Genomic DNA, 11,864 nt, shown 5'->3' on the forward strand with positions numbered 1-11,864 from the left:
CAGAAACTTCGACACAATGACAGAAGTTTCGGGAGCCAGGTAAAATGTCAGAAGTCATTCAAGAACGTATACAAAACGACTACAAAGCCGGTTTTGTAACGGAAGTTGATTCCGAAACCTTACCACCCGGATTAAACGAAGACGTAATCCGGGCCATTTCGGCGAAAAAAGGTGAACCGGAATGGATGTTGGAATGGCGTTTAAAAGCCTTTGAAATCTGGAAAACCATGGAAGAACCCACCTGGGCCCATGTGCATTATCCTAAAATCGATTACGAAGCGATTTCCTATTACTCGGCACCGAAAAGCATGGAAGACAAGCCGAAAAGTCTCGACGAAGTCGATCCTGAGCTGCTAAAAACCTACGAGAAACTCGGTATTCCTTTGCATGAGCAGGAAATTCTGGCCGGTGTTGCGGTGGATGCCGTATTTGATTCGGTTTCAGTCGCTACCACGTTCCGCGAAAAACTCGAAGAAGCGGGTGTTATCTTTTGCCCTATTTCCGAAGCGGTTCACAAATACCCTGAGCTGGTAAAAAAATACTTGGGCTCTGTGGTTCCGGTACGCGATAACTTTTTTGCCACATTAAATTGCGCTGTATTCAGTGATGGATCGTTTGTGTATATCCCCAAAGGCGTGCGTTGCCCAATGGAACTTTCCACCTACTTCCGTATTAACGAAGCAAAAACCGGCCAATTCGAACGCACTTTGATCATTGCCGAAGAAGGCAGTTACGTAAGTTACCTAGAAGGTTGTACCGCTCCTATGCGCGATGAAAACCAGTTACACGCTGCAGTGGTAGAACTGGTCGCCCTCGACAACGCAGAAATTAAATACTCGACCGTACAAAACTGGTATCCCGGTGATGAAAACGGCAAAGGCGGTATTTACAATTTTGTTACCAAACGCGGGCTTTGTCATACCAATTCAAAAATCAGCTGGACTCAAGTTGAAACCGGCTCTGCAATTACCTGGAAATACCCAAGCTGCATATTGAAAGGCGACAACAGTATCGGTGAATTTTATTCTGTTGCGCTAACCAATAATCTTCAACAGGCGGATACCGGCACCAAAATGATTCACCTGGGTAAAAACACCCGCTCAACCATCATAGCCAAAGGTATTTCTGCCGGAAAAAGTCAATCCGCTTACCGAGGTTTGGTGCGTATGAGTCCGATGGCCGAAGGTGCGCGAAATTACACACAGTGTGACTCTTTATTGATTGGAGATAAATGCGGTGCACATACGTTTCCGTATATAGAAAGTAAGCACCCTTCTGCCGTCATTGAACATGAGGCGACAACATCAAAAGTCAGTGACGATCAATTATTTTTGTGTCGTCAACGCGGCATTGATCCAGAAAAAGCGGTTTCTATGATCGTTAATGGTTTTTGTAAAGAAGTTTTCAAAGAGTTACCGATGGAGTTTGCCGTAGAAGCTGGCAAACTATTAGAAGTGAGCCTGGAAGGTTCCGTCGGTTAGTAAAGTTTTGATGGGTATATTCTCATCACTAAGGTGTCGAATTGTCGACAGTAAAAATGAGTTTTCGGAGTGAACACGTCATATGCTAAGCATTAACAACCTTTTCGCAAGGGTAGAAGAAAAAACCATTCTCAAAGGTTTGAGTCTTGAAGTGAAGCCTGGCGAAGTGCATGCCATTATGGGCCCAAACGGTGCAGGTAAAAGTACACTGGGTAACCTGTTGACAGGCCGAGAAGGTTATGAACACACCGAAGGCACTGTTACATTCGATGGCAAAGATCTTTTCGCACTGGAACCAGAAGAACGAGCTGCAGAAGGTTTATTTTTAGCGTTTCAGTATCCGGTTGAAATTCCAGGTGTCAGTAATCTTGAGTTTTTAAAAACATCCATGGATGCCATCCGCAAATATCACGGAAAGCCGGAGTTAGACGCCCCCAGTTTTATGAAAATGGCTCGTGAAGCATGCAAAGCGGTAAATCTCGACCAAAACTTTTTAAAGCGCGGTGTGAACGAAGGTTTTTCAGGTGGAGAGAAAAAGCGTAATGAAATTATGCAAATGATGCTATTGCAACCCAAGCTTTGCATTCTCGATGAAACCGATTCTGGCTTGGATATAGACGCATTGCAAGTCGTTGCAAAAGGCGTGAATGAACTTCGCGATCCAAACCGCGCATTTGTGGTGGTCACACACTATCAACGCTTATTGGATTATATTGTACCGGATTATGTCCACGTATTATCGAATGGTAAAATCGTAAAATCCGGTGGTAAAGAGTTGGCCTTGGAGCTCGAGGAAAAAGGATACAGCTGGTTAGAACAAGAGGTTGCGTAATGGAACAAGCCGTAGACTTTATTCGCGAAGCCTCCGAACTGGCACGCTCACTGGAACAACAAAGCCCTACTCCGTGGCTCGCTAATTTTCGTCAGTCTCAATTGGAGCGCTTTAACCACTCCGGTTGGCCGACACGCAAAACCGAACATTTTAAATATAATAATTTAACGGCATTAACACGTCAGTCGTTTAACCAGTTATCGCCAGCGGAAAGCATTGAGCCGTCGCTCGTGACTACCATTGATAATCTGAATGCCGAACGATTGGTGTTGGTTAACGGTCATTTCGATACAAACCTTTCGTCCTTCGAACACAAGGTTACTCAGTTTCGCAATGCCAACGCGGAACAACAAACGTTTATTCAGCAACAATTAGCGCTAAAGAACGACAGTAACAATCCGTTCAGTCTGTTAAATACAATAATGAGTCAGGACGGTATTCTGGTCGAGTTTGATCAAAACAGTGCAAACAAGCCTCTGCAAATTATTCATATCACCACTCACGCAGCGCAAGATAAAACATCCGCACAAAATTTACTGGTAAAATTGGAGCGTCATGCTCAAGCAACAGTAGTGGAGCATTTTATCAGTCAGGACTTCAACGAACACACTGCAGTGGTCAATCAAATGGCTCAGTTTGTGATTGAAGATAATGCCCGATTACATCACTACCGCCTGCATCTGGAAGATGAAAACATCATTCATTTGGGCGAGATTGATTTTTGGCTTAATCGTGATTCAAAACTGAATACCTTTCATGTTGGTCTGGGTGGAAAAATCAAGCGCTTAGATTTAAACGTCTACCATCAAAGTACTGGCTCACATGCCGATGTTAACGGTGTTTACTTAGCTAAAAATCAACAGCAAATCGATTACCACACCAATATTGAACATCGCAGTCCGCACTGTACAACACAAGAAGTTTTCCGCGGTATTGTTGGTGGATCAGCTAAAGCAGTATTTAATGGGCGAATTCATATTTATCCGGACGCACAAAAAACACTAGCGGAGTTGAGCAATAAAAATTTATTGTTATCCAATAAAGCTGAGGTAAACACGAAACCGGAGTTGGAAATTTACGCAGACGATGTACGCTGTGCTCATGGGGCTACCGTTGCACAAATGGATGAAAAAGCATTGTTCTATTTGCTGTCGCGTGGCATTCCAAAAGCACAAGCGGAATTGATGCTGAGTTTTGGTTTTATTAACGAGTTACTCGATAACCTTGAGCATGAAGCCATAGGTGAGTATTTGCGCCCTATTTTGGCAAAACTCTTCGAACAAACGATTTAGTCGAAAAGGTAATCCGAGGATTTGACATGAGCAATGTTGTCGCAGTTAACAGCCCGCACATTGACTTTGCCGCTCTACGCAAAGATTTCCCAATACTTCATCAGGAAGTGAATGGTATTCCTCTGGTATACCTGGACAACGCGGCGACAACTCAAAAACCGCAAAGTGTGATTGATGCCATCAATAATTATTATTGTGAAAATAACTCTAATGTTCATCGAGGCGCACATACGCTAAGTGATCGCGCTACCGCAGCTTTTGAACATGCACGAGAGAATGTTCAAAAGTTTATTCATGCGGAAAGCCGCGAGCAGATTATCTGGACGCGAGGCACTACCGAAAGCATAAACCTAATCGCTCAAAGTTATGCGCGTCCCTTATTAAAAGCTGGCGATGTTGTTCTGGTTTCAGCGATGGAACACCATTCCAATATTGTGCCCTGGCAAATGGTCTGTGAGCAAACTGGAGCGACGTTAAAAGTGATTCCCGTTAACGATGCCGGTGAAATCGAACAAAGTGCCTATCAGCAGTTATTAAGTGTCGATGTAAAGTTAGTTTCGGTCGGTCATGTGTCCAATGCACTAGGGTCTATCAACCCGATTAAGTCCATGGTTGCCGCCGCACATCAGGTTGGTGCCAAGTTTGTTGTCGATGGCGCGCAAGGTGCTCCACATTTAACCATTGATGTACAAGACCTCAATTGTGACTTTTATGCTTTTTCTGGTCATAAAATGTTTGCGCCAACGGGTATTGGCGTACTTTACGGCAAGCAGGAATTATTGGAGCAAATGCAGCCTTATCAAGGTGGTGGAGAAATGATTGAAGTGGTGAGTTTTGAAAAAACCACTTATAACCAACTGCCTTATAAGTTTGAAGCAGGCACACCTAACATTGCCGGCGCCATCGGACTGTCGGCAGCCATAGATTACTTGCAACAGTTTGATCGTTCGCAACTCTTTGCTTACGAAGATCAATTGTTAAACTTTGCCACTGATAAAGCTAAAAACTTTGGCAATATTCGCCTAGTGGGAACCGCAAAAGAAAAGACTGGCGTACTCAGCTTTTTATTGGAAGGCGCTCACCCACACGATGTGGGAACACTGCTGGATCAACAAGGTGTCGCGGTTAGAACGGGCCATCATTGTGCCATGCCCATTATGAAGCAGTACAATATTCCTGGAACCATTCGCGCATCTTTTTCATTTTATAACAATGAAGAAGATATCGAGCGTTTGTTTGCGGCATTAACCAAAGCGAAAACGTTTTTACTTTAACGCTGATTCTTGAGGGTAACATGACTGTAGCCACTTTCTCCACCAACGATATTGAACTGACGATGACCGAAAAGGCCGTGCGTCACTTTCAACGTCAATTGAGTAATCGTTCGGAAACCGCCGTGCGTCTCTGGGTAAAAGAGAGCGGATGTTCCGGTTATATGTACGAAATGGATTTTGTCAGCGAGCCACAACAAGACGACAAAACCTTCGCCTTTGGCACCATTACACTTTACGTTTCGAAAGATGCGCTCCCTTTATTGCAAGGTACAGAAATCGATTACGTAACCGAAGGTGTAAATAGCAACATACAATTTAATAACCCTAATGCTAAAGCCATGTGCGGCTGCGGTGAAAGCTTCACCCTGTAGTTAAATGTTTAAGAGGTTGTAACATGGAACGCAAAATGGTGGTAACGCTGCGTGAATGTCCGGCACGATTGGTTCCGGCAGGTACGCGAATTTCTATCCCTAAAGACACTTTTCTTACCGTTACCCAAGCACTCGGAGGTAATTACACGGTCGTTGTGAACGGAAATATGGCGCGTATTGACGGCACCGATGCCGATGCAATTGGTTACCAAGCACAGGAATTTAACTTTGAATCACCGGCCGATGGCAGTATTCACCAAGAGCAAGTTTGGCAGGCGTTAAAAACCATTTACGATCCAGAAATTCCAGTGAACTTGGTCGATCTTGGTCTTATTTATGAAGTTAATATCGACCAAAACAATAAGTCCGTACAAATTGTGATGACCCTTACTGCACCCAGCTGTGGCATGGGACCGGTGCTGGTCAGCGATATTAAATATCGCGTAGCCAAAGTACCCAATGTGACCGAAGTAAAAATTGAACTGGTATTCGACCCACCTTGGTCACGCGATATGATGACGGAAGAAGCCAAATTGGAAACCGGCCTTTTCTTTTAGAGTTCTTTTGAAACCCTTATTGCTCTAAATACCTTTGTGTCAGTAACCATGCTTAAACACCTATTTATATAAATGAAGTTGACGAACTGATGAATACACCTTTTGGCATAACTGTTTTTAGTGACGACATTATCGAAGACTTGAGCTTTTTTGATAGCTGGGAAGATCGCTATCGTTACATTATTGACTTGGGAAAACAGCTCCCCAGTATCGATGAAAGCCTTAAAACGGAAGATCGACTGGTTCCGGGTTGTCAAAGTCAAGTTTGGCTCGAGCCAGAATATCAAAACAATATTCTTTCTTTTCAGGTTGATAGCGACGCTCATATTGTCAAAGGGCTTCTGGCAATGGTGATGTGCGCTTATAACAACAAATCTCCCGCCGATATTCTTGCTTTTGATATTGAAAATTTTTTTGCCAAAATCGATTTAGTCAAACACTTGAGTCCAACTAGAGGCAATGGATTGCGTGCCATGGTTCAGCGAATTCAATCGATTGCCCAAGAGTATAATTAACCCCAACTTGGTACCACAACGCAACAAGTCAAAAGTAGATAATTGCAATATTTCAAGCCGGGATACACCTATCTTGCGTTTGTATTTTGCAATAACCATATCTTATGTTTTCATCTTCGTACCTCTCAACTAAACTAGTTAAACATTTCTGAGGTGTATAAGCGCATCCTCTTAAAAATACTCATGACAACAACAAACGAGAACGGTCATGGATTTAACCGACTCACGCCTATTTAGCCTAAAGTGGATACTGTTACTGTTATTGCTCAGTTGTGGTTTTGCCAGTCATCAACTGGGCAACTTACATTTAAGTAACGACTTTCGTGTTTATTTCAGTGAAGAGAACCCGGAACTGAAAGCTTTTGATCGATTCGAAAAAAACTTTGCTTCACACGATACTATATCGTTAGTTGCGTTACGCACTCATGGTAGCTGGCTCGAGCAAGATGCCATCACTACTATCGAAAAATTCACGCAAGCGTTCTGGCAATTACCGAAAGTGACTCGCGTTAATTCCATTAGCAATACGCCCTACACTTACGCCGAAGGAGATACTTTAATCACCACCAATTTGCTGGAATTAACACAATATCCATTACAACGACGGCAAGCCATTAACAGCGATATTCAACTCCGCCACACTTACCTTTCTGAAGATGAAAGCTTGACCATTGTTCACGCCGAGCTCAAGCTGGATCCAACACAGTCCGACAGCGCAAAACAGGTTTACCAAGCAGCAAAAAAATTAATCCTACCATGGCAAAACACCAACCCTGAGGTTCGTTTTTATTTAATAGGCTCTGTAGTTTCGAACGTCACACTTGAACAAGCGGTTCAAGGGGATCTGGCACTGCTGGTCCCCATCAGTTACCTTATCATCACGCTGGGCTTGCTATTTTTTCTACGGAGTATAAAAGCAACATTACTCACATTACTGGTTGTTTCACTCAGTATTATTTTCACTTTTTCTTTGCATTCATTGGTGAAATTAGAGCTGACACCGGTTGCTGGTTTTGTTCCTTCCGTTGTGCTTACTTTAGCCGTTGCTGATTGCGTACACTACCTGACCAGTTATCGTTATTTGATTCGTGTAAAAGCGATGGAACATCGCGCTGCTAACCGTGAAGCGTTTCGAATTAATTTTACCCCCATCACCATCACCAGCGTAACAACCGCATTAGGAGTATTATTTTTAAACTTTAGTGACTCTCCACCCTATCGTGATTTGGGAAACATGGTAGCCATTGGCGTCACACTGGCTTGGCTGTTTACCGTTACTTTGTTACCACTGGTATTGAGCCGATTTCCAATTCGTTATTTACCACAACAAACCAAGAGCACAGACATTTTATTAGCTTACTCGACTTGGTTACGTAAGCACCGAATAATTTTAATGGTGGCATTAATTAGTGTATTGATCAGCTCGGTCATCGGTATCACTCAAATTCGAGTGACTGAAAACTGGAGCAAATATTTTTCCACCCGCTTTGAATTAGCACAAGCCATAGAATTAATAAAGGAAAAGTTTAATCGTCTGCATCGTTACGAACTGGAGCTGTTTAGTCCAAATGAGAATCAAGTTAATCGCCCCGAATATTTACAAACATTGGACAAACTACTGCACTACCTTGAGCGCCACCCTTCTGTCGGTCACATTCAAAGTTACGGTTATATCTTAAAGCGATTAAATCAGAATATGCATGAAGACGCATCCGACTACTTTAAAATGCCAGAGAATCAACAACTGGCCGCACAATATTTGCTGTTGTACGAACTTTCATTACCAGAAGGGCTCGGAACCGATGCTTTTGTTACCTTTGATCGCAACGCGTCACGCACCAGCTTATTGTTACGACCTATGGCATCGGAACAGCTAATCCAATTTGAAAATGATCTTCGCGCTTATTTCAATTCAATTAACCAGGAGCCTGAGTTGGAATTGCATATCTCTGGTCTCGACCATATATTTTCTCATATTGCGGAGCGAAATATTTTGCAAATGATCATCAGCAGTGCCATCGCCCTTTTCATTATCAGTTTATTGATGAGTATTGTTCTTAAATCGATAAAATACGGCGCTGTCAGTTTAGTCCCTAATTTATTTCCGGCTCTAATTGCTTACGGGTTGTGGGGGTTTCTAGAAGGTTATATCGACTTGGCGTTGTCAGTCGTGATATGCATGAGCATCGGCATAATTGTTGATGACAGCGTGCACTTTATAACCAAGTATTTGCGCGCCAAGCAGGAACATCAACTCAGTAGTGAACAATCTCTCGACTATGCCTTTCATATTGTCGGTAAAGCGCTCGTTACAACAACCGTCATTCTTGTTGCAGGTTTTGCCACGTTAATCTCATCACCGTTATTACCCACCAGCAGTACGGGTGCTTTAATCAGCATTACTTTATTGGCGGCACTGTTAATAGACTTTACCTTATTACCTTTAATTTTATATTGGTTGGATCGAAATAAGCTGACACCTCAAAAAGTGAATGACTTAACTTGACAACCGACAGCACCTTTATGATAATGATTATCATTACCAATGATAGAGTGCGCAGTATGGATCTTTGGCAACAGATAACTTTACAAGGCAACCGTCAATTTCAAACAGGTCATTTTGACAGTGCCAGCCAACATTACCAACGTGCACTCCAGCGCGCCCACTACTTACTAAAACTACGCACGCTCAATGCAGAATTAGTCAGCTATCTGGTGATTTCTCATCAGAACCTATCGGACTGCCTAATCATGCAACAGAAAGTAGAAGATGCAGGCCGATTGCTGTTAGATTGTCACAGCTTTATAATACGCTTAATCGAAAGTTCACGTTTATTCGATGACACTTATGAGGCCTGTTTAAGGGGTTGTACCGAAATCTCACAATCCATCGCTAATTTGTTACAAAGTTACCCAGACGTAACCATTTGTGACCATTGTTTGAGCCGCGTTTTCGGTGAACAGCCTATTGTAAGCAATAAAGTCGTCAGTATTCATTAACCCGTTGTTTAGTGTTGTAGAAAATGACCCATTTAAATTTTGAAACCGTACTTGATGTTCATCACTGGAATGACAAATTATTCAGTTTTAAAACCACACGTCATCAAAGCCTAAAGTTTCGCAATGGTGAATTTGTCATGATCGGATTACAACAAGAAAATAAACCGTTAATTCGTGCTTACAGCATTGCCAGTCCAAATTATGAAGAGCATTTGGAGTTTTTCAGCATCAAGGTGCCCAATGGCGCTCTCACCTCTCAATTGCAGCATTTAACCCCGGGCAGTCAAATTGTTGTCAGTAAAAAGCCGACTGGAACACTGGTCATTGATGATTTAAAACCCGGTAAACGATTGTTTTTATTTGCCACCGGAACGGGATTGGCACCTTTTATTAGCATCATTCAAGATCCTCACACCTACGAAAAATTTGAACAGGTCATTTTATGCCATGGTGTCCGACACGTAAGTGAGTTAGCTTATCGAGATTTCATCACACAAGAATTGCCTAAACACGAATACATTGGTGATTTCGTCCAGCAGCAAATGATTTATTTTCCAACCGTGACAAGAGAACCTTTTGATAACAATGGTCGTATTACTGACGCCATTGAAGATGGCAGTCTGTTTACCAAATTAGGTATCGAGCCATTGGCTCCATCCGAAGATCGCGCCATGATTTGTGGTAACCCAGAAATGCTAAAAGAGATTTCTGCACTGCTCGATCACCATGGTTTTCATATCAGCCCAAAAACGGGTGTTCAAGGCGACTATGTCATTGAGCGTGCCTTTGTTGAGTAGCCTCCCTGAAGGCCGATCCTTCGGCCTGAAACTCCTCTTTGTTGTTTCCTTTAATTCTGTTTAGCAAACAGACCTCTTCAACGCTTTTTTCGTTTTAATGATGTCACTGTAAGCGCCATCCCAGAGTAAATACCGGCTTTCTAAAACACTGACCGCAATATCAATGCATCGATGGTAAATCCGTTTGTTATTACCGCACATGCGAGTTAGCATTTGAATGGCCAATGGACCATGCCCCTTGCCGTCGACTTCACTATGTCGTTGTAAGTAACGTTGAAGCCTCGCAACACACTCTGTTTTTTGCGAAGCGAGCTGTGGCAATAACGCCATAAACACGGGTGGTATTAGGCTCTCTCTGCCTAAACTAAATGCCGCAGCAATTTCATAATCTTCTCCACTCATTGCAATAGTGAGTGACTTGTCAACAAACTGCTGAATTGAGTAAGACAAAGTATCGAGAACTAACTTAGGACTTTCACCCTCTTGAACGCAATGCAGTAACCGATCAATATTTTTTGATTCTGCACCGCATTCATCCATGGCAAGCAAGTACCACTCGAAGTGCGATAATCCGCCGACTACCTCATCAGACTCTTCACCCAAAACAATCTCATTGATCATTTGCCTTAATGCGGGCTCTCCCTTTGGGAACCAAGGTATTTGAATGTTGGTCAATTTTGACTGTAGCGCTTTGAGTAAAGTCATATAGTCCCAAACGGCAAAAACGTGGTATTGCATAAAAACTCTGAGATCATCAAGGTTTTCAATATTTTGATACAACGGATGGGTTAACAATAATGATTTAAGAGAAGCGACCTCTTTGGTTTCAAAGTTCAGCATGATCTGCTCTCCTTAACGGTGGTTAAATTGGCCCCTTCCCTTTTGAGGTTAACAATAATGGTTACTTTACTCAGAACTCAATGCTGCAGATAAGCTTGCTCCGATGATTTTTCGATAATTTGATAGTAAATTCCATCCCATAACATGTGTTTCAACTCCAGTATTTTTGCAGCAACATGAATACAACGCGCTACATTTTTTGAGTCGTTATTACATAAACGCGTCATAATATTGAGCGCAATGGCCTTATGCTCTTCATTAAATGACTGTGCTTTTTGTTCCAGATAAAAAAGAAAAGAGCCTGCCATACTCGAAAATTGATATCTTAAATGCGATAACATTTTTTTTGCCATAGCGGGTTCGCTACTCCATCGCCCCAAAAAAAATGCAGCCATGATGTCCAAAGTGCTGTCTCCCGACGCAATATCAATGACATTATGTACAAAGCGCTGCGTCGCAAAATCCATCGAATCAACAATCGATTGGTAATTTTTGTATTGCTCCAAGTTATCGAGCATACACTCCAAATAAGCCGTATCAAATCCGCACTCCTTCATCGCTTGTAAATACCATTCGATATAAGACAGACCTCCAACCGCTTCATTAGATTCATATTCCAAAATTAAGTCATTAATGAGTTTTCTACCAATTGGATCTTTCGTAGGAAACCAGAGCACATTTAAATTGGTATATTTTCGCTGCAAAGACTTTAACAGCGTCATGTAACTCCACTCAGCGAAAATGTGTTGTTGGGTAAAAATATCCAGATCGTCAAGTGTATGAATGGATGAAAGAAGCGGATGCTCGGTAAGTAGTTGGCTCAACGATATCAGGCGCTCGTCTTCAAAGGTCAGCATAAAAAACACCTCTACAAGCTCATAAATATAAGCTTATGGTGAATTTTT

General features: G+C 42.4%; 12 protein-coding genes. 10 read left to right on the forward strand and 2 right to left on the reverse strand.

Annotated elements, in window-relative coordinates; all coding sequences use genetic code 11:
- Positions 1–44 precede the first annotated feature (44 nt).
- The 10 genes from sufB to ACTUJY_RS08065 all read left to right on the forward strand — a co-directional run bounded on the left by sufB (position 45) and on the right by ACTUJY_RS08065 (position 10,119).
- Complete coding sequence (sufB, locus tag ACTUJY_RS08020; RefSeq protein WP_463615555.1) at positions 45–1,481, forward strand: Fe-S cluster assembly protein SufB; 1,437 nt, start codon at positions 45–47, stop codon at positions 1,479–1,481.
- An 82-nt stretch (positions 1,482–1,563) separates the two neighbouring features.
- Entirely contained in the window at positions 1,564–2,313 is a 750-nt protein-coding gene (gene sufC / locus ACTUJY_RS08025) for a Fe-S cluster assembly ATPase SufC (RefSeq protein WP_463615556.1), read from the forward strand.
- Positions 2,313–3,605 (forward strand): Fe-S cluster assembly protein SufD, encoded by a 1,293-nt coding sequence (sufD, locus tag ACTUJY_RS08030; RefSeq protein WP_463615557.1) that lies wholly within the window; start codon positions 2,313–2,315, stop codon positions 3,603–3,605. Before sufC ends, sufD begins: the two co-directional genes overlap by 1 nt.
- Positions 3,606–3,631: 26 nt before the next feature.
- Complete coding sequence (locus tag ACTUJY_RS08035) at positions 3,632–4,879, forward strand: aminotransferase class V-fold PLP-dependent enzyme (protein ID WP_463615558.1); 1,248 nt, start codon at positions 3,632–3,634, stop codon at positions 4,877–4,879.
- Positions 4,880–4,899: 20 nt separating this feature from the next.
- Positions 4,900–5,250, forward strand: coding sequence for a HesB/IscA family protein (locus tag ACTUJY_RS08040; RefSeq protein ID WP_463615559.1), 351 nt, complete (start codon positions 4,900–4,902; stop codon positions 5,248–5,250).
- Between the two features lie 23 nt (positions 5,251–5,273).
- A complete protein-coding gene (sufT, locus tag ACTUJY_RS08045) occupies positions 5,274–5,807 on the forward strand; it encodes a putative Fe-S cluster assembly protein SufT (RefSeq protein ID WP_463615560.1) in 534 nt (177 codons plus the stop codon).
- 89 nt (positions 5,808–5,896) lie between these two features.
- On the forward strand, positions 5,897–6,322 hold the full coding sequence (locus ACTUJY_RS08050) for a SufE family protein (protein WP_463615561.1): 426 nt from the start codon (positions 5,897–5,899) through the stop codon (positions 6,320–6,322).
- A 208-nt stretch (positions 6,323–6,530) separates the two neighbouring features.
- Entirely contained in the window at positions 6,531–8,828 is a 2,298-nt protein-coding gene (locus ACTUJY_RS08055) for an efflux RND transporter permease subunit (RefSeq protein ID WP_463615562.1), read from the forward strand.
- A 17-nt stretch (positions 8,829–8,845) separates the two neighbouring features.
- Positions 8,846–9,322: a hypothetical protein gene (locus ACTUJY_RS08060; protein WP_463615563.1), complete on the forward strand. Its 477-nt coding sequence runs from the start codon at positions 8,846–8,848 to the stop codon at positions 9,320–9,322.
- A gap of 23 nt (positions 9,323–9,345) precedes the next feature.
- Positions 9,346–10,119 (forward strand): ferredoxin--NADP reductase, encoded by a 774-nt coding sequence (locus ACTUJY_RS08065; RefSeq protein WP_463615564.1) that lies wholly within the window; start codon positions 9,346–9,348, stop codon positions 10,117–10,119.
- A 60-nt stretch (positions 10,120–10,179) separates the two neighbouring features.
- Here ACTUJY_RS08065 and ACTUJY_RS08070 read toward each other — a convergent pair whose 3' ends face one another.
- Together ACTUJY_RS08070 and ACTUJY_RS08075 are read right to left on the reverse strand one after the other, a co-directional pair.
- Positions 10,180–10,959, reverse strand: coding sequence for a DUF3050 domain-containing protein (locus ACTUJY_RS08070; protein ID WP_463615565.1), 780 nt, complete (start codon positions 10,957–10,959; stop codon positions 10,180–10,182).
- A gap of 77 nt (positions 10,960–11,036) precedes the next feature.
- A complete protein-coding gene (locus tag ACTUJY_RS08075; RefSeq protein ID WP_463615566.1) occupies positions 11,037–11,816 on the reverse strand; it encodes a DUF3050 domain-containing protein in 780 nt (259 codons plus the stop codon).
- Between the last annotated feature and the right edge of the window lie 48 nt (positions 11,817–11,864).

The sequence above is a fragment of the Pleionea sp. WD8-19 genome, assembly GCF_055326765.1.

What these genes read in the sequence shown, in the direction of transcription:
- sufD (WP_463615557.1), top strand. Translation starts at nt 2,313, where the DNA reads ATGGAACAAGCCGTAGACTTTATTCGCGAAGCCTCCGAACTGGCACGC.
- ACTUJY_RS08060 (WP_463615563.1), top strand. Translation starts at nt 8,846, where the DNA reads ATGATAATGATTATCATTACCAATGATAGAGTGCGCAGTATGGATCTT.
- sufT (WP_463615560.1), top strand. Translation starts at nt 5,274, where the DNA reads ATGGAACGCAAAATGGTGGTAACGCTGCGTGAATGTCCGGCACGATTG.
- sufB (WP_463615555.1), top strand. Translation starts at nt 45, where the DNA reads ATGTCAGAAGTCATTCAAGAACGTATACAAAACGACTACAAAGCCGGT.
- ACTUJY_RS08065 (WP_463615564.1), top strand. Translation starts at nt 9,346, where the DNA reads ATGACCCATTTAAATTTTGAAACCGTACTTGATGTTCATCACTGGAAT.
- ACTUJY_RS08035 (WP_463615558.1), top strand. Translation starts at nt 3,632, where the DNA reads ATGAGCAATGTTGTCGCAGTTAACAGCCCGCACATTGACTTTGCCGCT.
- ACTUJY_RS08070 (WP_463615565.1), bottom strand. Translation starts at nt 10,959, where the DNA reads ATGCTGAACTTTGAAACCAAAGAGGTCGCTTCTCTTAAATCATTATTG.
- ACTUJY_RS08040 (WP_463615559.1), top strand. Translation starts at nt 4,900, where the DNA reads ATGACTGTAGCCACTTTCTCCACCAACGATATTGAACTGACGATGACC.
- ACTUJY_RS08075 (WP_463615566.1), bottom strand. Translation starts at nt 11,816, where the DNA reads ATGCTGACCTTTGAAGACGAGCGCCTGATATCGTTGAGCCAACTACTT.
- ACTUJY_RS08050 (WP_463615561.1), top strand. Translation starts at nt 5,897, where the DNA reads ATGAATACACCTTTTGGCATAACTGTTTTTAGTGACGACATTATCGAA.
- ACTUJY_RS08055 (WP_463615562.1), top strand. Translation starts at nt 6,531, where the DNA reads ATGGATTTAACCGACTCACGCCTATTTAGCCTAAAGTGGATACTGTTA.
- sufC (WP_463615556.1), top strand. Translation starts at nt 1,564, where the DNA reads ATGCTAAGCATTAACAACCTTTTCGCAAGGGTAGAAGAAAAAACCATT.